Below are 22,983 nucleotides of genomic sequence, written 5' to 3' on the forward strand. Positions count from 1 at the left end.
GTAAACTGGGTTGATAATTCAATTAATGAATTTGGGTTTTTAGTAACGAGAGCTACAGATGCAACTTTTACTGCTAATGTTGTTACATCAACAGTTGCATCAACAACAACAGCTGCTACAGGAGGAGCTTATAATTTAATACAAACTGGATTAACTCCAAGTACGTTATATTACTACAAAGTTCAAGCAATAACAGAGGCAGTTTTCTCTTCTGAAATATCGGGCTCTCAGGTAACAAATGCTCCAGGTATTTTTATTTCTATTGCCAATGGTAACTGGTCTGATCCTGCTACTTGGGATGCAAATTCAGTACCTACAGGGGTTGATAATGCAATAATTGCAGCTCATACAGTAACACTTGATGTTGCAGGTTTGTCAATTAATAATCTTACCGTTCAAGGCTCTTTAGAGTTTGGTGCAACACCAACAACTTTTAATGTTAATGGGAATTTAACTTTAGAAGCTGGTGCTGAATTTCTTGTATTTAATGGTACAACAGGTAAAGCAATTGTTGTTACTGGAAATATTGTGAATGATGGAAATATCGATTTGTCAATTGGTGCAACAACTACAGGAAGTTTGACTTTAAATGGAACTACAGTTCAATCAATTACTGGTTCTGGGACATTTGCTAACAATAAAATTAGAAATTTAATTTTTAGTAATACATCAACTGCAATTCCAAATATTAATTGGGGATTTGATGATATTAGTGTTGAATATAATTTAACAATATCAAATGCTAAGATTGATTTAGGTGGTAATAAAATTAATTATGGTGTTAGTGCAACTTCAACAGGTAACACATTCGCATTTACTAACGGAGGTTTTTTAAACGGAACTTTTTCTAGATGGTGGACTTCAGCAGCAACAGGGTATACCACTTCAGGCCCTACAACAATACCAACAGGAGCTGCAGGTAGATATCCTTTTTACTCACCAACAGGGGAGCAAAGAATTTTTTATCTAGGAAGAACAACTCCTACGGTTGGAGGTAAATATGCAGTAACATACAATAATGCTACTACTAGTACTACAGGTTTAAATATTACAGATGGTGCTGCTACTATAACTAATAGATGGAACGGGAATTTTGTTGTTACATTAGATGGTACAACTCCTGCAGCAGCTTCTAACTGGGTAACAATGTTTACTCCGGGTGCCTTTTTTACTACAGCAACTGGAGCAAGAGTATTAGGGCAAAATGTAGCTTTATCAGGAACTCATGTTAATACATCAAGTGCTCCATATGGTCAAAGAAGTGGAGTTACAACTGCTGATTTAACATCAGCTACTGGATTATATCTTGGAGTTAATGCTGCTGATGTACCAGTTGTTTCAATTGCATCAGGAGATTGGAATTCAACAACTACTTGGAATGGAGGAGTTGTTCCTACATGTGCTGACATAGCTGTAATTGCAAACGGACATACAGTAACTTCATCTACTTCTGGTAATTTTGCAAAAGGTGTTACTATTGCTACAGGAGGTACTTTAGTTGTATCTGGAGGTGATTTAACAGTGGGTTGTACATTAAACAATAATACTTTAACTAATAACGGTACTTTAACTGTTTCAGGGGGTCTTTTAGTTGTTAATGGAAATATGGTTCATAATGCTGCTTCGATTTTCAATCAAAGTGGAGGTGATATTCTAGTTGACGGAAATGATGGTGGTAATGCAGCAAATTCTGTAGCTGCATCTACAGCTATTGTTCAATTAAATTCTCAATTTATTAACTGGACAGGTGGTGCTTTAACTATTTTGGATCCACACGCTAATACTACTGCATCAAATACTATTGCTTATAATAATAGTACAGCACATGTGAATGTTCCAAATACACATACACTTAAATTAGGTGATGGTGTTTCAACAGATGCTGGTGGTAATGCTACTAATGGATTTAGATTAGATACTTACGTTGGATCTAATAGGATATTGTTTGGTAATTTAGAAGTAAATACTCTCGGAGGAACAAATAGACAAGTTACTACTTCATGGCCTTTAGGTTTTAGTGGCAATGTTTTAATACATGCTAGTTCTGAAATTGTATTTCCTTCATCTTACGTTGCAGGTAATATTACTAATAATGGTATTTTTACATCTACTACATTATTAGGTTTGTCTAATTTTTTAAATGGTACTGTTGCTGCAACTACAAATGCACAAACTATTAGTGGTACAGGAGTATTTAGAAACTTATCTGCTGCGCCTACCGCAAACTTAACTTCATTAACGGTTAATAATACTAATGCTACAGGTGTTACGATAAATGTACCTTTATCTGTTAGTGGTACATTAACAATGACTTCTGGTATTATTAATACTACTAACACAAATTTATTAACATTAGGTACTGCAACTGCAGCTGGAACTTTAGCAGGTACGCCAAGTGCTACTAACATGGTTAGAGGACCTTTCGCTAGAACGATTGCTAATGCAAATGCTAATACAAATTATATTTTATTCCCTGTAGGTAAAACAACTTATGCCCCAATTTGGGCTGCGCCAGCTACTACAGCGGTTTCTGTTATGAAAGCTGAAACTTTTGATACTAATTCTGGAACTCTAAATGCTGCAATTGCAAATATGGCAACGAACAGAAGATGGGAATTACCATTAGCATCAGGAACGATTAGTAATATCAATGTTAGATTGGGCGATGCTGGAATTGTAACTACGAGTATTCCAGTTCAAGCACCTTCTGCTAGTGGTGAATATACAAGTGCTTTTGGGTCTGTTGCTACTGCTGTTGCAGGAGTTTCAACGCAATCAACTACTCCTGTATTGAGTGCTGCTTATACAGGTTTCTTAAGTTATGCTGATTCAAATGCTTGTAGTGGTACTCCAACACCTGGAAATACTATTGCATCGTCTTCTACTGTTTGTTTAGGAGAATCGGTTACTTTAAGTTTACAAAATTTAACTACAGGTTCTGGAGTTACTTATCAATGGCAAAGTTCTTCTGATGGAGTTTTATATAACAATATCTCAGGTGCTAACAATGCGATTTATACTGCTACTCCTACTGCTGTAACATATTATCAATGTATTGTAACTTGTGCTACAGGCCCGTCATCTGCGACATCAGCTCCAGTGCAAATTACATTTACTAATAATATTTTAACTTCTACACCGGCTTCACGTTGTGGAACGGGTACAGTTACTTTAGGTGCTACTGCAAACGCGGGCGCAACAATTAATTGGTATGCAAATTCAACAGGAGGTACTTCTCTTGGATCAGGAACATCATTTACTTCACCTTCAATTTCTACTACTACTACTTATTATGCAGCTGCAGAAACTACTGGTGGTAATTTTTATGGTGGAAAATTAACTCCTGAAGCTTCTTGGACAACTTTTTCAACTACCGATTGGGGAATTATTTTTACTGCATTACAAACCACAACATTAAATTCAGTTGATGTATATTCTACGACAGCAGGAACGATAAATGTAAAAGTAACTAATGCTGCAGGGGTAGAATTATATGCTACAGGAAATATAAATGTTGCAGCTGGTGGTACAACAACTCCAACAGCAATTCCGTTGAACTTTAACATAGTTCAAGGTACAACTTACAAAATTCTAGTTAAAGCCTACACTGGAGTTAGTTTGGTTAGAGGTTCTACTAATTTAGCATTTCCATATAACAATGGATCTGTGAATGTTACTTCTTCCGACAATGGTGGTGTAACAACAGGGACTTATTATTTCTTCTATAATTTATCAACAACAAGCACTTGTTCATCGCCAAGAGTTCCTGTTTTAGCTACAGTTTCTATTCCACCAGTTCTTACTTTAAGTGGAACTAATACAACAATTTGTTCAGGAAATTCTTCAAGTACAGTAACTTTAACTGCTGGTTCTGCGGATTACAATACATTTGTTTGGAGTCCAGCAACTGGTGTAAGTGGAAATGAAATTGCAGGATGGACTTTTAATCCTACAACTACTACAACTTATACATTAACAGCTACTCAGACTTCTGGAGCTTTGTGTTCAACAACTGCAACATTTACTGTAAACGTAAATCCATTGCCAACGAGTGTAACAATTACTCCAGCAGCACCTTCTGTTTGTGTTAACACAGTTCAAAGTTTAGCTGTTACTGGTGGAACTTTAGGTGTAGTTGGAAAATTAGGTGCTGGAACGTCAACTAATACAGCATCAACTCCTTTTAGAGGTTTCTATGGCGGTTCGAAAACTCAAGCACTTTATACACCTGCGGAATTAACAGCTTTAGGTATGGCAGCTGGACAAAGGATTAATTCAATTGGATATGTTGCTTTATCAGGAACTCCTCTTGTATTGAATAACTTTACAATTAATGCAGGATTTGTTTCTAATACAACTTTAGGAACAGCATTTATCCCAGGTGCAACTAACGTTGTTTTAGCACCAACTAATTACACTCCTAGTACTGGTGCAGGAAATATTGATTTTGCTCTTTCAACTCCTTTAACTTGGGATGGTGTGTCTAGTTTATTAATTGAAACTTGTTTTAACAATAATAATGGAGGTGGTATTAGCGCGAACTCTATTTCTGTTGAATCTACAGTTGTGGCTGCAGGTTTAAATTTATATCGTTCACAAGATAGTACAGTTGATGTTTGTACTAATGCAACAGCTCCTACAGCTACTACAACTAGACCAAATCTTAGAATTTCTACATTAGAAACAGCTAACATTACTTGGTCTCCAGTAACTAATTTATTTACTGATGCAGGTGCAACAATTCCATATACAGGAACAAATGCAACAACAGTTTATGTACAGTCTGCAACTCCTAGCACAACAGTTTATACAGCTACTGCAACAATTGGAGCAACAGGATGTTTTACAAGTAATACTGTAAGTGTTACTGTGAGTGCTTTGCCAGATACAACAATAACTCGTGTTGATGACACATTAACGGCTGCTGAAGCTGGTGCAACTTACCAATGGTACACTTGTAGTGCTGGTCCAGTTTATACTATTATTCCTGGTGAAACTTCACAATCATATACAGTAACTGCAATTGGTAGTTATGCTGTGGACGTAACTAAAAACGGTTGTACTACAAGAAGTACATGTTTTGATGTTGCTACTTTAGGAACTTCTTCTTTTGATATGAATGCTTTAACGGTTTATCCTAATCCAGTTGCAGATATTTTATCAATTAGATATAATGAAGAAATTACTGCTATTAACGTTTATGACTTAAGTGGAAGATTGGTGAAACAAATTATGCCAAATCAAACTGAAGTTGAGGTGAACATGTCTGAATTAGCTGCTGCAATGTATATTGTAAAAGTGAACGCAGGTGGAAACCAAACAGAGATTAAAGTAATTAAAAAATAAAGTTAAGTTTTTTAAATAAAAAAGGGTCAATCTTTCGAGGTTGGCCCTTTTTGTTTTTATTTTAGCAGTATGAAAATAGTACTTTGTAAAATAGAACAATTAAATGTGGTTATCGACTTAACCAAGAAAATTTGGCCTGTAGCCTATGGAGAAATTTTATCCAAATCGCAATTGGATTATATGATTGACAAGTTTTATAACGAACCTGCTTTACGCGAATTAGTACAAAAAGGACACGTTTTTTATTTAGCACAAGATGATAACGATAATTACGTAGGTTTTGTTTCCTATGAAATCAACAGCGAACCCAACAAAACAAAAATTCATAAAATTTACGTGTTACCTGAAACTCAAGGAACAGGTTTAGGAAGACAATTTTTTGAATTGGTAAAAGGAAAAGCAATCGAAAATAACCAAAAAGCCATTTTCTTAAACGTAAACAAATACAACAATGCCATACATTTTTACACGAAACTAGGCTTTGTAAAAGTAAAAGACGAAGTAATTGATATTGGAAATGGTTATGTAATGGATGATTATGTGATGGAGATTAATATAGTGCAATAAAATTATAATTTCCTCGTTATTTATATAACTTATCTTACTATTTTAACAATAGTGATCAAACCGCCAACTAATTTGAGAAATATAGCAATAGTACTTTGTAGTTTATTGAGTTTAATATTATCCGCACAAGAATTCAATCCAAAAACAATAAATCTTTCACAAAAACCTGAAATCACAGATTTTAGTTTTTTAAAAGAAGAATTAAAAGATGTTCAAGTGGTTATGCTTGGAGAAAATACGCATTTTGATGGAAATGTGTTTGAAATGAAAACCCAAATCGTTCAATATTTGCATCAAGAAATGGGGTTTAATACAATCGCATTTGAATCTGGAATTTACGATTTGTGGAATGCTCAAAAAAGTATTAATCAAGGACAAAATACAAAAGAAGCATTTGCAAATTCGTTATTTTCAATTTGGGCAAAAAGAAACGAATTTCAAAGTTTTATCGATTTTTATGATCTGAATAAAAAAGATTTGAAAGTTTTCGGTTTTGATTATCAGATAACGGGTAATAATGGAACGGTTAATTTTACTAAAGATTTTTTTGAGTATGCTAAAAGAGTCAATTATAAAATAAAATTTAAACAAGAAGATTTTGAATTGCTTTTAGAATCGATTACTAATTCTGGTATGTTTGATGAAGAAGATATTTCTTATGAGCAATTTAAAACCGAATTAACATCATTTAAAACTAAAATTAGTCAGCAAAAAGATTCTGAAGAAAAGTTTTATTGGAATCAAATCGTAAAAAGTCTTTTAGAATTAGGTCATGATGCTTTTACAAAAGAAGAGATTTTAAGCACTTTCAACACAACTTCATACGACAATATTCGCGACAAGCAAATGGCGGATAATTTATTAGCCTACTTAAAACAAAATCCAGAAGCTAAAATAATTTGTTGGGGAGCCAATGCACATTTCGTAAATAATATGAGTTCAATTAATGAGCCCATATTGAAAGAGTTTGTGTCTATGGGTTCTTACATTAAAAAAGAACTAAAAAACAAAGTGTACAGTTTAGCTGCAGTAACGGCTGAGGATTCAATTTATCTTCAAAATAAATGGCACGAAACACCAATTAAAAAGCATTCATTTGAGTATTTCTTAAAAGAAAAAAATACGTCACCTCATATTTTCATTTCTTCAAACCAAAGCAAAATGCAAATTTTAGCATGGAACAGACTTTTTAGCCCGATTACCTTTGTGGAAAGTAAATTAAATGAGTTACATGATGGTTATTTTTATTTTAGAAGTGTTACACCTTCCTCTATAATAGATTCAGTGGAAGACAATAAAGTTTTTAAAACAAAAGATATACAAACGACTAATCTATCAGAGCCTAAAGATGATGAACTTAAGAAAACAGATTTAAACGAAGTTGTCATTTACGGAAAAAGAACGGCTTATCAGGTAATGAAAAACGTTATTGAGTCTTTGGAAAAAAATTATCCTGATAATCCATTTAGTTCATCGATGAAAACGAATATACAAGCCAAAATTTCAACTATTACTTATCTCGATTTTGATTTTATCGCCGAACAATATGATTTAGGTTACGTCAATCATATCAACAGAAGTGCCAAAAAAATAAAAGAGTTAAGATGGAATAAGAAAAGCGATTTTCTGTCGGAAAGTTTAAGAGAATATCATGGTTTGATGTACAATTGTCCAATAAAATATGCTCCTTTTTTGAAAAAAGGAAAGTTTAAGAAATTTATTTTTCAAATTGAAGAAACTAAGATATACAACAATGAAGAAGTCTTTGTGATTCATTTTTCATCGCCAAGAAATCATTCCACTTTTACCAGACGTGTTTTCTTAAGTGACTATTCAGGATATTTGTACGTGAATAAAAAAGATTTTGCCATTGTAAAGATTTTCGAAAATTGGTCTGTAACCGAATTCCCAGAACAGTTTAGAGAAGGATTTAATCTTAAAAATTTGTTATCAAAATACACTTCAAAAGAATATAAAAACGAATCCATGCTTACAGATTTCACAAAGATTGGTGAGTACTATTTCATTATACAATCTACAAGTGTTTTATTTGGGAATGTTTACAACAATACATCTGAAAAAGAAGAATTTGAAATAACAGTAAATTCAAGTTGGAAGAATTTTAATATTCAAAATCCAAAACTAATAAAAAATAAGGATGAAGAACATTCATTTGAAAAAGTAAAATATAATGCTGGTTTTTGGAATGATTTTAAGTTTTAAAAACTATCTATTCCTCTCCCCATAATTCCTTTTCCCAGTAAACTTACCTTTATTGCTTGGTAAACTTGCTTCTTCTGTTTTACTAGAGGGTGCAATTAGTTGGTTTAATTCGGTAATTTCTTTATCAGTTAATTCACGGTATTTGCCTACTGGAACATCTAAAGAAATGTTAATAATTCTGGTGCGTTTCAAAGCTGTTACTTCGTAATCCAAATATTCACACATTCTTCGAATTTGTCTATTCAAACCTTGTGTTAAAATAATTCGGAAAACGTATTTACTAATTTGTTCTACTTTGCATTTCTTGGTAATCGTTTCCAAAATAGGAATTCCGTTTGCCATTCGGTCAATAAATCGGTCGGTAATCGGTTTGTTTACGGTTACGATGTATTCTTTTTCGTGGTTGTTTCTTGCTCTAAGAATTTTGTTTACAATATCGCCATCACTCGTCATAAAAATCAAACCTTCACTGGCTTTATCCAAACGACCAATAGGAAAAATACGCTCTGGATAATTGATGTAATCTACGATATTATCCTTGATTTTTTGGTTGGTAGTACATTCAATTCCAGCGGGTTTGTTGAAAGCCAAATACACATGTTTTTGCTTCTTTTCTTCTACTAAAATACCGTTTACACGTACTTCATCACCAGGAGCTACTTTTGTTCCCATTTCAGGAACTTTCCCATTAATAGTAACTCTGCCTTGCTCTATTAATCGATCGGCTTCTCTTCGTGAACAAAAGCCCGTTTCCGATAAATATTTGTTGATACGTACTGTGTTTTCTTCCATGTAGCAAAGATAGGTTTTTTAGTGAAAAGTGAAAAGTGATTAGTGAATAGTAATTTGAGAGTTATGATGACTATTCTTCCTTGCGTTTAAAAACAAAAAAAGCCCTTTTAAAAAAAGGACTTTCATTTATTTGGAAAAGGATTCAATTAGATGCTAGCAAATAATTTTTCCATTTTTTCTCTTTCTTCGTCAGCTAAAACACCGTCTACTAAAATTCTACCACTATGCTCATCCGTAATGATTTTTTTGCGAGCTGCAATTTCCATTTGTGTTTGTGGTGGAATAGTAAAGAAGGAACCAGCAGAAGCGCCACGCTCAATAGAAACAACCGCTAAACCGTTTCTTACGCTATTTCTAATTCTGTCGTAAGCTGCTAATAAACGCTCTTCGATTTGACCTCTTAATTCTTCTGATTTACCTAATAAGAAGTTTTCTTCTTTTTCAGTTTCAGCCATAATATCGCTTAATTCCGCTTTTTTATGTTTTAAGTGCGTTTGTTTACCGTCTAATTTTTCTTTAGTTTGAGCTACAACTTCTTTTTTGTGTTCAATAGAAGCTTTCATCTCTTTAATGTGTTTTTCAGCTAATTGAATTTCTAATTCCTGAAACTCCACTTCTTTAGTTAAAGAGTTGAATTCTCTATTGTTACGAACGTTTTTTTGTTGCTCTAAATATTTTTTAATGGCAGTTTTGTGCTCGTCGATAGCATTTTTCTTTTCTTTGATTTGGTCGTCAATAGTCTCCAAATCGCTTTTTAGTTTTTCTAAACGAGTAGAAAGTCCTGCTACTTCATCTTCTAAATCTTCTACTTCAAGAGGCAATTCTCCTCTTACATTTCTTATTTCGTCTATTTTAGAATCAACTAGTTGTAAAGCATAAAGGGCTCTTAACTTATCTTCTACACTTAGCTCTTTGATTGTTGCCATATTTAAAAGTACTTAACTGGATTTGTATTTTCTTCTGATAAAATGATTGCAAAATTAGTGATTTTTTCTTTAAGAAAATCAACAATATAATTTTTTGTAAATCTTTCGCTTTCAAAATGTCCAATATCAGCCAAAAGTAACTGATTTTCAGCTTCATAGAATTGGTGATATTTTAAGTCGGCTGTAAGATAAGCATCTGCTCCTGAGGAAATTGCATTTTTTATAGCAAAACTTCCGCTTCCGCCTAACACGGCTACTTTTTTTATTGATTTTCCTGTAAAAGTGGAATGTCTAATACCTTCACATTGCAATTTTTCTTTAACCAATTGCAAAAACTCGGTTTCAGAAAGTGGATTTTCGAACTCACCAACGCGTCCCAAACCAATATTTTGATGTTTGTTTTCCAATTGATAAATTTCGTATGCCACTTCTTCATATACATGATTTTTGAATAAAGCTTTCAAGATTTTCTCTTGCAAATGCTTTTCAAACGTCATTTCAATTTTAATTTCTTCGTTTTCTACAAATTCAAAACGTTCGCCAATTTCTGGATTCGAATTTTCATTTCCCATATAAGTTCCAATTCCTTTCGAATTAAAACTGCAATCTTCATAATTTCCAATCGTTCCAGCGCCAGCATCAAATAAGGCATTTCGCAATTTTTCAACATTTTCTGGAATGGTATAAGTAACTAATTTTTGAATGTAATTTTCTTTCGGAATCAATACTTTCGAATGTTTTAAACCTAACGCATCACAGAAAATTTTGTTCACACCATTTTGATGGTTATCCAAAGCGGTATGAACGGCATAAATTGCAATGTCATTTTTAATAGCTTTCAAAATTGCACGTTCCACATAATTTTTGCCCGTGATTTTCTTAATTCCCGAAAACAAAATAGGGTGGAAGCAAACGACCAAATTACATTTTTTCGAAATCGCTTCATCAATTACCGATTCCAATGCATCATGACAAACTAAAACGCCATCAATTTCTTGATTCGGGTTTCCAACTAAAAGCCCTACATTATCAAAATCTTCGGCATAACCTAGTGGCGCCATTTCTTCAAGAATCGAAAGTATATTGGAAAGTTTCATGATACGAAATTTAAAAAATGTTTATACAAATTAACGAAATACCCATTAGAAATGAAATGATAAAGGACATAAACTTTAATATAAAGATAATTTATTATACTTTCGTAATATGATTTTGTTACGAAAAATACTTTTTCCTTTGGCCTTTTTGTATTGGCTAATTACGTTTATCCGAAATTGGCTTTACGATAACGGCATTTTTAAAAGCTACTCTTTTGATATTCCAATTATTGCTGTTGGGAATTTAAGCGTTGGAGGCACAGGAAAAACGCCTCAAATCGAATACTTAATCCGATTGCTTTCGGATAAATATAAAGTGGCAGTTTTGAGTCGCGGTTACAAACGTACTTCAGAAGGTTTTATTTTGACGGATGAAAACGCTACTGCGAGTTCTATTGGTGATGAACCATTTCAGTTTTATTCAAAATTTCCGAATATTCAAGTAGCAGTTGATGCTAATCGTAAAAACGGAATTGAAAATTTACTACAAGTTCTAAATAAACCAGATGTAATTTTATTAGACGATGCTTATCAACACAGAAAAGTAAAAGCTGGGTTTTATATTTTGCTTACGGCTTATGATGATTTGTTTTGCGATGACTATATTTTGCCTTTCGGGAATTTACGCGAACCCTCTTCAGGAAAAAAACGTGCTGATATGATAATTGTCACAAAATGTCCGAATGATTTGTCCGAAATTGCGCAGCAGAAAATCAGAGAAAAGTTGAAGGTGAAACAACAAGTTTTCTTTACCACAATTAAATACGATGATTATGTTTTTGGAAACGAGAGTCAATTATTAGTTTCCGAAATTCAATCAGAAAGTAAAGTATTGGTTGCCGGAATTGCAAAGCCTAAATTATTCTTCGATTTTCTAAAAAATGAAACAGATGAAACTTTGGTATTTCCAGATCATCATCATTTTTCGAAACAAGATTGTGAGCAAATTTTGGCTAAAGCCAACGGAAGAAAAATAATTACAACAGAAAAAGATTTTGTTCGTTTAAACGGATTATTGCCAAAAGCGCAATTGTTCTATTTACCAATAAAATCAACTTTTTTAAATACAAACATTGATAAAACGATAGAAGATTATGTGGGACAAAGTTCAAGAAACAGTTAGTTATATTAAAAATAAAACCAATTTCACTCCAGAATATGGTGTTATTTTAGGTTCAGGATTAGGAGGATTTACAGAAGATATTACGGTTGAGTATACTTTACCTTATTCGGAGATTCCAAATTTTCCAGTTTCAACGGTGCAAGGACATAAAGGGGCATTGGTTTTTGGAACGATTCAAGGGAAAAAAGTAGTGGCGATGCAAGGGCGTTTTCATTATTATGAAGGATACGACATGAAACAAGTAACGTTTCCTGTTCGTGTAATGAAATATTTAGGCGTTGAAAAACTAATTGTTTCTAATGCTTCGGGAGGTGTTAATCCGGCTTATAAAGTGGGTGATGTAGCAGTAATCACAGATCATATTAATTTAATGCCAGAACATCCACTACGTGGACATAACGACGAACGATTTGGGCCAAGATTTGTAAATATGAGTGAGCCTTACTCAAAAGCAATGATTGCAACAGCATTTGAATTGGCCAAAGAATTGAATATTGATTTGAAAAAAGGAATTTATTTAGGGTTGCAAGGACCAACATTTGAAACGCTTGCAGAATACAAAATGGTAAAAGCTTTAGGGGCAGATTGCGTTGGAATGTCAACTGTTCCAGAAGTTATTGTAGCACGTCACATGGACATGGAATGCTTTGGAGTTTCTGTAATTACCGATATGGGTGATGAAGATAATATCGAAGAAGTAAACCATGATGAGGTTTTACAAGCAGCTCAAAAGGCAGAACCTCATGTAAGAAATTTAATTAAGAATTTGATTGCTCAGTACTAGTTAAGTATTTGGTTACCACTTTATAGAAATGCTCTGGTTCAAAAGGTTTGGTGATTACTTCATTCATACCATAGGACAAGAGCATTTCTCTATTTTCATTCAGAGAGATTGCAGTTAACGCTACAATAGGAGTACAAGTGTTGAATTTTCTGATTTCACTAGTAGCCTCAGTTCCATTTATACCTGGGAGGTGGACATCCATAAGGATTAAATCATAGTTGTTAATTTTAGCTTCTTCAATTGCATCTTCTCCATTGTCGATAATTTTACATGAAATACCTCTTTTTTCTAACATTTTCTGTGTAATCATCTGGTTAATTTTATTATCCTCAACTAACAGTACTTTTTTCTCAATAAAAATGGATTGATATGGTTTTATAACTTCATCTTTAGTTTGATTGTCTATACCTTTTTCAAATTGGAGTTCAAAACTAAAAGTACTTCCTTTCCCAGATTCACTCTGAAGATGAATTTGACTGCCCATCAATTCTAATATTTTCTTAACAATCGAAAGTCCAAGTCCAGTTCCGCCGTAAGTTCTATTTATCTCAACAGAACCTTGACTAAAACTGTCAAAAATAGCATCTTGCTTATCTTTTGGTATACCTATTCCATTGTCTTTAATTTCGAAATAGATAGTTAGATTATTATTTGTTTCATTTTTCTTTTTAATTGTACACCATACATCTCCATTTTTACTGAATTTTATTGCGTTGTTAAGTAAGTTGATTAAAATTTGAGATAATTTTGTTGGATCGCCTTTTAAATTACAATCAATTGTTTCATCAAAATTTAAATGACATTTTATGTTGTTTTCATGGATGAATTCTTTAAAAGAAATTACAATGTTTTTAGTTAATTCAGATAAGTTAAAATTGATTTTTTCAATTACTACTTTGTCAGACTCTAAACGGTTGATTTCTAAAATATCATTGATGAAGTTAAGTAAGTAATTTCCAGAAAATTCAAGTGATTTTAAATAGTTTAATTGACTTGCTTTTGGTTTTTCATGAAGTAAAAGATAAGTAATACCATTAATTGCATTAAGTGGAGTTCTTAATTCATGACTTACAGTTGATAAGAAATCAGCTCTAGCTTTAGAAGCTCTCTCGGCTTTTTCTTTCTCAAGTGTCAATTCTTTGTTCTTATCTTTTAATAGTTTGTTTGTGCTGGTTCTGATTTTATTGTTTTTGTACAGAGATAAACTCAATAACGATAAAATAGAAATAAGTGCAATACTTAAAATACTGATTAACTTAGAAAATTGTAGTGTTTTTTGCTGACTTTTTCTTTCTTTATCTAATTGTTCAATTGTTTTAAGTTGTTTGTCAAATTGAATTTTATCTACCGTATTTTCAGTTAAATTATTATTGTTTAATTTACTAATAGAATCCGTTAAGTGAACGTATTTTTTTAAATAAAAATTGGAACTTGAGATGTTGTTGTTTTTCTCATACGATGTACTAAGTAGTTTGTAAATTCGTTTTGTGAATTTAAAATCTTTATTTCCGTATTTATTAGTTAAAAGAGCTAAGTTTAAATAATCTATAGCTTGAGGGTAATCTTTTTTTATTATTTCTAATTCGCTTAATTGTATGTAAGCTTCTGTTTTTGTGCTTAATAAGGCATCATCACTGATTTTTTCTACTACAACTTTTAAAATAGCCGTAGCCTCATCATAATACCCTTTTTCTTTTTTAATAATAGCTTTTTGAAGATTAATTAGTTCAATAGCTTCTAAAAAGTTTAACTTTTCATAGATAATTGCGGCTTTTTCAAAATAAGTTTCGGCTAAATCTATGTTGTTTTTTATTAAATAGCATTTCCCTAATCCATAATAAGCAAGTGCTATATTTGATTTTGGACTTTTTTTACTAAAAATACTTGCAGCTCTAATGTAGTAATCAATAGCTAAATCATTTTTTTCAAGTTCAAAAAAAATGGTGGCTAGTTGTAGGTACGAATCTCCTAGTTTTTCTTCAAGATTTTTCTTTTTTGCATATTCTATTGCTTTTTCAGTATATAAAATTGCTTTAGAATATGACTTTTTATCTTCTTTGTTAAATAGACCAATCTCAAGATAATAATCAGAACTATCTGTTATTTTTGCAACTTCTTTGTAAACAGGAGGTTGTGAAAAAGCGAATTTGCTTAAACCAATTAAGAATAGTACTATTAAGGTAATTTTTTTCAAAAAAGATTAAGTTTAATTTAACCCTGCAATTTATGTTTTTTAGAATTAAAAAAAAACTTTATTTTCTAGAAACGAATGAAATTAAATCAATTAATCTTGAAGAATAGCCAATTTCGTTGTCGTACCAACCCACAATTTTAACCATTTTATCAATAACAGAGGTTAATTGTGCATCAAACAAACAAGAGTTTTGATTTCCGATAATATCCACAGAAACAATCGGATCTTCTGTATAATCTAAAATTCCTTTAAAATTAGTTTCTGCTGCTTTTTTAAACGCCTGATTGATTTCTTCTATAGAAACTTTACGTTTTACATTAAAAGTAATATCTGTCAACGAACCATCCGGAACAGGAACACGAATACCACAACCACCAATTTTTCCATCTAATTCAGGAAATATTTTTGTTAATGCTTTTGCTGCGCCAGTTGTTGTAGGAACAATAGATTGTGCTGCACCACGAGCTCGGCGTAAATCTTTATGCGGTTGGTCGTGTAAACTTTGGTCAGTAGTGTAGGAGTGAACTGTCGTGATATATGCTTGTTCAATTTCGCATAATTCCTGAATGATTTTAATCATCGGAGCGGCATTATTCGTCGTGCAACTTGCGTTGGAAATTATCGTTTCCGTTCCGTTTAAAATGTGTTCATTTACACCTAAAACAACCGTTTTTATTTCATCCACTTCAGATGGTGCGGAAAGAATTACTTTTTTCGCTCCAGCTAAAATGTGTTGGTTAATGTCTTCAAATGTTTTGAATTTTCCAGTCGATTCAATAACAATATCAACGTTTACCGATTTCCAATCTAAATTTTTGATTTCTCTTTCGTGAAAAAACAAAAACGATTTATCGTCAATGATAATCGAATCCCCAGAAAACGAAACTTTATGATTCAAAACACCGTGAATGCTATCGTATTTTACCAAATGCGCCATTGTTTTGTTATCAGCAATATCGTTGATGGCAACCACTTCAATAGTAGGATGATTCAAAAGCAATCGGAATAAGTTTCTTCCAATTCTTCCAAAACCATTAATAGCAATTCTTGTTTTCAATTTTATTTATTTTGAATTTGAAATTGTTCTTGAATTTGAACTTTTAGTGAATATGTTTCTCCGCATGATAAGAAGAACGCACTAAAGCGCCACTTTCCACATGTCTAAAACCTAATTCTTTTCCAATTTGTTCGTATTTTGCAAATTGTTCTGGCGTGATGTATTCTTTTACTGGTAAATGTTTTTTACTAGGTTGTAAGTATTGACCAATCGTTACAATATCGACTTTTGCATCGGCTAAATCGTGTAAAACTTGAATCACTTCTTCTTCTGTTTCACCTAAACCTAACATGATGCCCGATTTTGTTCTTTTGATGCCTTGCTCTTTCAAATAACGTAACACTTCCAAACTTTTTTCATATTTCGCTTGAATACGAACCTCACGTGTTAAACGTTTTACGGTTTCCATGTTGTGAGAAACTACTTCTGGAGCTACTTCAATAATTCGGTCTAAATTTCTCGTGTTGCCTTGAAAATCTGGAATTAAGGTTTCTAATGTCGTGTTGGGATTCATTCGGCGAATCGCTTTCACGGTTTCTGCCCAAATAATCGACCCCATATCTTTTAAATCATCACGATCCACACTCGTAATTACGGCATGTTTGATGTTCATAATTTTGATAGAACGCGCTACTTTTTCAGGTTCGTCCCAATCCACAGTTTCAGGACGACCGGTTTTTACACCACAAAAGCCGCACGAACGGGTACAAATATTTCCTAAAATCATGAAAGTTGCCGTTCCTTCGCCCCAACATTCGCCCATATTAGGACAACTTCCCGAAGTACAAATCGTATTCAGTTTATATTTGTCTACTAAACCTCTAAGTTCGGTATAGTTTTTACCGGTTGGTAATTTTACACGCAACCATTTTGGTTTGGGTTCTCTTGGTGGAAAAATAGTATCAATAGCCGTGTCCATAATCAAAATTTTGATAGGCAAAGATAATTAGAAATGATGGATTTCTATAGAAGAATGTAAAGTTTTAAGATTTGTTTAGAAGTTTATTTTCCAGAAATAATCTCCGCCAATAATTTTTTAGCTCTAAGCAGTTTAATTTTGATGTTATTGAGTGGTTCATCAATTTGTTCAGCCATTTCTTGATACGTCATTTCTTGAAAATAACGCATTTGAATGACTTCCTGATAAGCAGGTTTTAATTGTTTGATGTATTGAAGTAATTGTGCTAAATTTTGCTCGATAATCAATTCATCTTCAGCAGAATTGGAATCGTCAGCCACACTGTACGCTTGATGATCTTCTTCGTCATTCATTTCAATAAATAAAGACGATTTCTTTTTGCGAAGCATGTCGATATGGACATTTTTTGCAATCGCAATCAACCAAGTGTTAAAACCATATTCAGGATTGTAAGTCGCGATTTTATCAAATGCCTTTGCGAAAGTTTCAATTACGATGTCTTCGGTGTCGGTTTCGTTTTCGGTGCGTTTTAGCATGAATCCGTACACTTCATTCCAGAAAAAATCCAATAAAAACGTAAAAGCAACTTGGTCTCCCTTTTTTGCTTTTTCAATGTTTTCTTGAATAATGACCGAATTTACTTCCAATGTACAGGTTTTGAGATGAGGTTTCTAAAAAATACGCTCAGTTGGGTAAAGATAAGTACAATTTCGATAATTGGATACCAATACATTACATCTTTTTCTTTTAGTTTTCCAGCGGCATAGCCTAAAGAAATCCAAGTGAATAAATATCTAAAAACGATAATTCCTGTCACAATCATCCATTGAAATTGAAACGCTAACAAAATAATCGCCAAAACTAAAAACCAAAACTGACTAAAGAAAAATAATCCCAACTGAAATTTATCAAATCCTTTGTAGAATTTTGCAGTGGTAGCGTGTCTTCTTTTTTGGTAAACCCAAGACGAAAAAGTAGTTTTAGGTTCCGAAAAAGTAAAACTTTCGGGTGTGTATAAAATCGCCGTGTTCTTTTTGTTAGCAGCTTGATTGATAAACAAATCATCATCACCTGAACGAATTTTCATGTGATCCATAAAACCACGAACATTGAAAAATTCTTCTTTTTTATAAGCTAAATTGCGCCCAACACCCATGTAAGGTATGCCAATTTTAGCCCACGAAAAATATTGTGTAGCGGTTAACATCGTTTCAAAACGAATGATTTTGTTTAGGAATGAATTCTTAACTTTTTCATAAGCACCATAGCCTAAAATAATCGTTTTTTCTTTCGTAAATTGAGTCGAAATTTGCAACAACCAATCGTTTGAAGCTGGGTAACAATCCGCATCTGTAAATACTAAATACTCGTTTTTTGCCGCTTTGATTCCTAAAGTTAACGCGAATTTTTTATTACCCCAAAACGCTTCATTGTTTTGAACTTTTACCAATTTTACATTCGCATATTGCTTTTCGTAACTTTCAAATAATTCCAAAGTTTCATCACTCGAAGCATCGTCAATTAAGACAATTTCGTAATCGGGATAGTTTTGGGTAACCAAAGTTTGAAAATACTTTTTAATATTTTCTGCCTCATTTTTTGCACAAACAATAATGGAAATAGGCAAACGTTTCGGAGTTCCTTCTGGTTTTTTACCAAAAGAGAATTTTCCGAAAATAAAAAGGTAATAAATAAATTGAATAAACACGATAACCGCAAAAGCGATTAAGAGTATTGTTAATATCATAAATTTTGAAAATTAAGAGTGCGAAGGTTCGCTGCAGTCTTTCATTTGTTCAGGAGTTTTTCCGCAGTAGCTACAGTTTTCTCCATCTTTATTCAAAAACGGACTTTGGCTAGCACAAGTTCCAGCGAATTTTCCGTCTTTTTTTGCCCAAATTTTTATCGCGATACCTGCAAACGCAAGTCCTAAAAGTCCAATGGTTACTAATACAAGTTTCATCTTTTTCTATTTTGAACTGCAAAATTAATTAAAATCCAAATAACAAATCCCAAATTTCAAACAAATCTCAAAAAACAAATTCAAAATTTTTGGAACACATATTAAAGAAATGGAAGAAATCTTTAAGTTGGAAAAAATTAGCACGCGAATAGAACAGATTTGCTAATGCAAAACGCAGATTTAAACTGATTTTCTATGTTAACTATGCAGAGTGAAACGCCTAAAATCAACACAAAGAAGACCTAATGTGTCTATGTGTTTTAAAAGCACACAAAGATTTTGACTTCCAGCTTCCATCACCTAGCTTCCCACTAAATAATATTCACTTCCGCTTCTATTGCAATTCCGAATTTTTCTAAAATTGTTTGTTGAATATTTCTCGAAAGCGCTACAATTTCAGCTCCTGTTGCCGTTCCGTAATTGACTAAAACCAAGGCTTGATTTTTATGTACACCCGCATCACCAAAACGTTTTCCTTTAAAACCAGCTTGTTCAATTAACCAACCTGCAGGAACTTTTACTTCGGTTTCAGAAACTACATAATGTGGCATTTCTGGATGAAGTGCTTTTGCTTTTTCGTAGGCTTCTTTTGCGATGATTGGGTTTTTAAAGAAACTTCCGCTATTACCTAATTCTTTTGGATCTGGTAATTTACTTTGACGAATGGCAATTACAGCATTGCTAACGTCTTTTAAAGTTGGGTTTTCGATTCCGTTTTGTTTTAATTCAGTTTCGATAGCGCCATAAGTCGTAGAAACTTTATGATTTCTCTTCGTTAATTTAAAACTAACCGAAGTAATGATGTATTGATTTTTCAATTCGTTTTTGAAAACACTTTCACGATATTCAAATTTACATTGTGCGTTAGTGAAAGTTTCGATTTCTAATGATTTTAGGTTTAAAGCTTCACAAGAAAACATCGTATCTTTGATTTCTACTCCATAAGCTCCAATATTTTGAATTGGTGTCGTACCAACGTTTCCTGGAATTAAGGATAAATTCTCAATGCCACCAAAATTTTGGTCGATGCACCAAAGTACAAATTCGTGCCAATTTTCGCCAGCTTGTGCTTTTACAATCGCAAAATCATCGTTTTCTTCAACAATTTCTCTTCCATTTAAATTAACGTGAACGACTAATTTTTCGATGTCCTGTGTTAAAAGCATATTGCTTCCGCCACCCAAAATAAAAATATCGTCGTTTTCTGTCAACACTTCTTTCAATTCTGCAATCGAGCTTACAGAAACAAATTGTTTGGCTTTAGCTTCAATTCCAAAAGTATTGTAATTTTTTAGAGAGAAATTGGTTTGAATATTCATAGTAGAATAATTTTTTTCAAATGTAATGTTTATGTGGTAATTTTCAAATTCAAGAATTGCTTTGTGGAAATTTAAACGCAAAGGCCGCCAAGTTTTTTCGCAAAGACCGCAAAGTAAAACTCTTATCATTCGCGCTTCGTAGAATCCGTTTTATCCGCGTTCCAAAATTAAATCGGAAATATTTTATACGATTGATGCGTTTCTTTAATAATTAGTTCCGTTCGTTCGGCATGTGTATCGGAAATAAAAATTTGTCCAAAAACGGCATCATTTACCATGGTTACGATTTTTTGTACACGAGTTTCGTCTAATTTATCGAAAATATCATCAAAAAGAAGAATCGGTAATTCGCCACTTTGTTTTTTCATAAATTCGAATTGTGCCAATTTCAAAGCAATCAAAAATGATTTCTGTTGGCCTTGCGAACCAAATTTCTTAATTGGGAAACCATCAATTTCAAAAACCAAATCGTCTTTGTGAATTCCGGCGCTGGTATATTGAATAATTCTATCTTTTTGAAGCGATTCTTCTAAAAGCGATAGTAAATCTTTTTCGAATAATTGACTTTCGTAACGCAAAGCAACCGATTCATTTCCGCCAGAAATATTCGTGTGATGCTTTTGGAAAATCGGAATGAAATCGTTTAAAAATTGGTTTCTTTTTTTGAAGATTAATTGTCCGGTTTCGCTTAATAATTCGTTGTAAATAGCTAAATTGTCTGCATCAAAAGTTTGGTTTAAAGCGAAATATTTCAATAAAGCATTGCGTTGTGCTAACGTTTTTTGGTATTGAATCAGCAATTGTAAATATTGGTTGTCTAATGTTCCAATTACACTATCAATAAATTTTCTGCGAGTTTCGCTTCCTTCTACAATCAAATCGGCATCAGAAGGAGAAATGATTACTAAAGGAATTAATCCCAAATGTTCAGAAAGTTTTTCATAGACTTTTCCGTTTCGCTTAATGGTTTTTTTTTGCCCTTTTTTTAAACTGCAAACAATTTTTTCTTCTTTTCCGTTTTTTTCAAGTAAAGCATCAATCACAAAAAACTCTTCGCCATGTTTGATATTCTGAACCGCTAACGGATTAAAATAGCTCTTTCCGTAGGCTAAATGGTAAATAGCATCTAAAATATTGGTTTTTCCAACACCGTTTTTTCCAACAAAACAATTAATTTTAGCGTCAAAATCAAATTCGATTTGGGCTAAATTCTTATAATTAAGTAAAGATAATTGTTTTAAAAACACAATAATTAAAGGTTGTTAGATGACTAAATATAAGACTTTCTGCAAAAGTAAATTGAAAATCTTAAAAATATCTACAAAAATGGTTTTAAATTTTAATAAAAATTATATTTTTGCACCTCATTAAATTAAAAATAAATGGCAACATATAACAAAAGAGGTTACAAAGCTCCAAAACCTGAAGAAGCAAAAGTTGAAAACGAGTTTGACGAAGTAGAAGCAGTTGATGTACAAGATAGTACTACAGCTGAGGTTTTTAATGCTTTAGATGAAACAGCTTCAAAAACTGAGGATTGGGTAGCTAAAAATCAAAAACTACTTTTAGGTATTGTAGGTGCAATTGCGATTGGAACATTATCTTATTTGTTATACAATCGTTTTGTTGTTGAGCCTAAAGAAGAAAAAGCTGCAAACGAAATTTTCCAAGCGCAACAATATTTTCAACAAGCAGTTGATGCTACAGAAAAAAATGATTCTTTATACAATTTAGCACTTAAAGGTGGTGAAGGTAAATTAGGTTTTATTGGAATTGCAGAGCAATATGCTGGTACTGATGCTGGAAATTTAGCAAACTACCACGCTGGTATGGCTTATTTAAACCTAGGTGATTTTAAAAATGCTATCACATATTTAGAGAAATTCAAATCTGATGATGCTATTTTAAAACCTATCGCTTTAGGAGCTATTGGAGATGCTTTATCTGAAACTAATAAAGTAGATGATGCTATTTCTTACTACAAACAAGCAGCTGAAGCTTCTGAAAATGATTTCACTACACCAAGATATTTATTAAAAGCAGCTCAATTATATTTAACAGCTGGTAAAAAAGCTGAAGCTCATGCTTTATTTGTTGAGATTAAAGAGAAATATGAAACTTCTAAAGAAGGAATGAATATTGATGCTTTTATTGCAATGACTGAATAAGAATGGCAACAGAAAATAAAAATTTATCTAATTACGATAAAAACACAATCCCAAACGCGAAAGATTTTCGGTTTGGGATTGTTGTTTCAGAATGGAACGAAGAAGTTACCGAAGGTTTATATAACGGAGCTTTCTCAGCTTTAACAGATTGTGGTGCTTTACCTGAAAATATCATCCGTTGGAATGTGCCAGGAAGTTTCGAATTGATTTTCGGAGCACGTCAAATGCATGAAAAATTAGAGCTAGACGCTGTAATTGTAATTGGCTGTGTAATTAAAGGCGAAACCATGCATTTCGAGTTTGTATGCGAAGGTGTTACACAAGGAATGAAAGATTTAAATCTTTTATATGATGTACCAACTATTTTTTGTGTGCTAACCGATAACAACATGCAACAGTCATTAGACAGAAGTGGTGGGAAACACGGAAACAAAGGAGTAGAAGCAGCAATTGCTGCAATTAAAATGGTAGATTTGAATAGAAAATAAAGGATTTTCTTTAAAAA

Annotated in this window: 18 protein-coding genes; 7 read left to right on the plus strand and 11 right to left on the minus strand. The window is 32.7% G+C overall.

Translation table 11 applies throughout. From position 1 onward, the window contains the following. The 3 genes from B4I81_RS04365 to B4I81_RS04375 all read left to right on the plus strand — a co-directional run. The coding region (locus B4I81_RS04365) for a T9SS type A sorting domain-containing protein (protein WP_291108102.1) at positions 1 to 5,346 on the plus strand (5,346 nt) is incomplete at its 5' end. Positions 5,347 to 5,415: 69 nt separating this feature from the next. Then, positions 5,416 to 5,913 (plus strand): GNAT family N-acetyltransferase, encoded by a 498-nt coding sequence (locus B4I81_RS04370; protein WP_291108104.1) that lies wholly within the window; start codon positions 5,416 to 5,418, stop codon positions 5,911 to 5,913. 72 nt (positions 5,914 to 5,985) lie between these two features. After that, positions 5,986 to 8,136 (plus strand): erythromycin esterase family protein, encoded by a 2,151-nt coding sequence (locus B4I81_RS04375; protein ID WP_291108107.1) that lies wholly within the window; start codon positions 5,986 to 5,988, stop codon positions 8,134 to 8,136. 3 nt (positions 8,137 to 8,139) lie between these two features. On the opposite strand, the gene rluF is transcribed toward B4I81_RS04375, so the two are convergent. The 3 genes from rluF to B4I81_RS04390 form a co-directional block, all read right to left on the minus strand. Further along, a complete protein-coding gene (rluF, locus tag B4I81_RS04380) occupies positions 8,140 to 8,928 on the minus strand; it encodes a 23S rRNA pseudouridine(2604) synthase RluF (protein ID WP_291108110.1) in 789 nt (262 codons plus the stop codon). Positions 8,929 to 9,074: 146 nt separating this feature from the next. Next, positions 9,075 to 9,854, minus strand: coding sequence for a zinc ribbon domain-containing protein (locus tag B4I81_RS04385; protein ID WP_291108112.1), 780 nt, complete (start codon positions 9,852 to 9,854; stop codon positions 9,075 to 9,077). Between the two features lie 2 nt (positions 9,855 to 9,856). Then, on the minus strand, positions 9,857 to 10,951 hold the full coding sequence (locus B4I81_RS04390) for a Nif3-like dinuclear metal center hexameric protein (protein WP_291108115.1): 1,095 nt from the start codon (positions 10,949 to 10,951) through the stop codon (positions 9,857 to 9,859). Positions 10,952 to 11,060: 109 nt separating this feature from the next. Here B4I81_RS04390 and lpxK point away from each other — a divergent pair, with 109 nt between their 5' ends. Both lpxK and B4I81_RS04400 read left to right on the plus strand, forming a co-directional pair. After that, a complete protein-coding gene (gene lpxK, locus B4I81_RS04395) occupies positions 11,061 to 12,074 on the plus strand; it encodes a tetraacyldisaccharide 4'-kinase (RefSeq protein WP_291108118.1) in 1,014 nt (337 codons plus the stop codon). Next, on the plus strand, positions 12,046 to 12,858 hold the full coding sequence (locus B4I81_RS04400; protein WP_291108121.1) for a purine-nucleoside phosphorylase: 813 nt from the start codon (positions 12,046 to 12,048) through the stop codon (positions 12,856 to 12,858). The genes lpxK and B4I81_RS04400 overlap by 29 nt, the downstream gene beginning before the upstream one ends. Here the strand turns inward: B4I81_RS04400 and B4I81_RS04405 are convergent. From B4I81_RS04405 to recF, 8 genes are all read right to left on the minus strand, one after another. Beyond that, positions 12,833 to 15,052, minus strand: coding sequence for a tetratricopeptide repeat-containing hybrid sensor histidine kinase/response regulator (locus B4I81_RS04405; protein WP_291108124.1), 2,220 nt, complete (start codon positions 15,050 to 15,052; stop codon positions 12,833 to 12,835). The genes B4I81_RS04400 and B4I81_RS04405 overlap by 26 nt on opposite strands. Before the next feature lie 58 nt (positions 15,053 to 15,110). Further along, positions 15,111 to 16,109, minus strand: a complete 999-nt coding sequence (gap, locus tag B4I81_RS04410) for a type I glyceraldehyde-3-phosphate dehydrogenase (protein WP_291108127.1) — start codon at positions 16,107 to 16,109, stop codon at positions 15,111 to 15,113. Between the two features lie 43 nt (positions 16,110 to 16,152). Beyond that, complete coding sequence (gene lipA / locus B4I81_RS04415; protein WP_291108129.1) at positions 16,153 to 17,028, minus strand: lipoyl synthase; 876 nt, start codon at positions 17,026 to 17,028, stop codon at positions 16,153 to 16,155. 83 nt (positions 17,029 to 17,111) lie between these two features. Next, the gene (locus B4I81_RS04420; protein WP_073580296.1) at positions 17,112 to 17,675 is read right to left on the minus strand and encodes an RNA polymerase sigma factor; all 564 of its coding nucleotides are present in this window, start codon (positions 17,673 to 17,675) and stop codon (positions 17,112 to 17,114) included. Further along, the gene (locus B4I81_RS04425) at positions 17,666 to 18,775 is read right to left on the minus strand and encodes a glycosyltransferase (protein WP_291108134.1); all 1,110 of its coding nucleotides are present in this window, start codon (positions 18,773 to 18,775) and stop codon (positions 17,666 to 17,668) included. Before B4I81_RS04425 ends, B4I81_RS04420 begins: the two co-directional genes overlap by 10 nt. A gap of 12 nt (positions 18,776 to 18,787) precedes the next feature. Next, the gene (locus B4I81_RS04430) at positions 18,788 to 18,991 is read right to left on the minus strand and encodes a hypothetical protein (RefSeq protein ID WP_026724852.1); all 204 of its coding nucleotides are present in this window, start codon (positions 18,989 to 18,991) and stop codon (positions 18,788 to 18,790) included. Positions 18,992 to 19,302: 311 nt separating this feature from the next. Continuing rightward, a complete protein-coding gene (gene murB, locus B4I81_RS04435; protein WP_291108138.1) occupies positions 19,303 to 20,439 on the minus strand; it encodes a UDP-N-acetylmuramate dehydrogenase in 1,137 nt (378 codons plus the stop codon). Between the two features lie 38 nt (positions 20,440 to 20,477). After that, positions 20,478 to 21,557, minus strand: coding sequence for a DNA replication/repair protein RecF (recF, locus tag B4I81_RS04440; RefSeq protein ID WP_291108141.1), 1,080 nt, complete (start codon positions 21,555 to 21,557; stop codon positions 20,478 to 20,480). Positions 21,558 to 21,692: 135 nt separating this feature from the next. Here recF and B4I81_RS04445 point away from each other — a divergent pair, with 135 nt between their 5' ends. Further along, the gene (locus tag B4I81_RS04445; protein WP_291108144.1) at positions 21,693 to 22,478 is read left to right on the plus strand and encodes a tetratricopeptide repeat protein; all 786 of its coding nucleotides are present in this window, start codon (positions 21,693 to 21,695) and stop codon (positions 22,476 to 22,478) included. Positions 22,479 to 22,480: 2 nt separating this feature from the next. Continuing rightward, a complete protein-coding gene (gene ribH, locus B4I81_RS04450; protein WP_133610592.1) occupies positions 22,481 to 22,966 on the plus strand; it encodes a 6,7-dimethyl-8-ribityllumazine synthase in 486 nt (161 codons plus the stop codon). Positions 22,967 to 22,983: the final 17 nt, after the last annotated feature.

This window comes from Flavobacterium sp. UBA6195, from assembly GCF_002422095.1.
Taxonomy (GTDB): domain Bacteria; phylum Bacteroidota; class Bacteroidia; order Flavobacteriales; family Flavobacteriaceae; genus Flavobacterium.

What these genes read in the sequence shown, in the direction of transcription:
- rluF (WP_291108110.1), bottom strand. Translation starts at nt 8,928, where the DNA reads ATGGAAGAAAACACAGTACGTATCAACAAATATTTATCGGAAACGGGC.
- B4I81_RS04430 (WP_026724852.1), bottom strand. Translation starts at nt 18,991, where the DNA reads ATGAAACTTGTATTAGTAACCATTGGACTTTTAGGACTTGCGTTTGCA.
- B4I81_RS04385 (WP_291108112.1), bottom strand. Translation starts at nt 9,854, where the DNA reads ATGGCAACAATCAAAGAGCTAAGTGTAGAAGATAAGTTAAGAGCCCTT.
- murB (WP_291108138.1), bottom strand. Translation starts at nt 20,439, where the DNA reads ATGATAAGAGTTTTACTTTGCGGTCTTTGCGAAAAAACTTGGCGGCCT.
- lpxK (WP_291108118.1), top strand. Translation starts at nt 11,061, where the DNA reads ATGATTTTGTTACGAAAAATACTTTTTCCTTTGGCCTTTTTGTATTGG.
- B4I81_RS04390 (WP_291108115.1), bottom strand. Translation starts at nt 10,951, where the DNA reads ATGAAACTTTCCAATATACTTTCGATTCTTGAAGAAATGGCGCCACTA.
- B4I81_RS04400 (WP_291108121.1), top strand. Translation starts at nt 12,046, where the DNA reads ATGTGGGACAAAGTTCAAGAAACAGTTAGTTATATTAAAAATAAAACC.
- B4I81_RS04425 (WP_291108134.1), bottom strand. Translation starts at nt 18,775, where the DNA reads ATGATATTAACAATACTCTTAATCGCTTTTGCGGTTATCGTGTTTATT.
- B4I81_RS04445 (WP_291108144.1), top strand. Translation starts at nt 21,693, where the DNA reads ATGGCAACATATAACAAAAGAGGTTACAAAGCTCCAAAACCTGAAGAA.
- B4I81_RS04370 (WP_291108104.1), top strand. Translation starts at nt 5,416, where the DNA reads ATGAAAATAGTACTTTGTAAAATAGAACAATTAAATGTGGTTATCGAC.
- ribH (WP_133610592.1), top strand. Translation starts at nt 22,481, where the DNA reads ATGGCAACAGAAAATAAAAATTTATCTAATTACGATAAAAACACAATC.
- lipA (WP_291108129.1), bottom strand. Translation starts at nt 17,028, where the DNA reads ATGGACACGGCTATTGATACTATTTTTCCACCAAGAGAACCCAAACCA.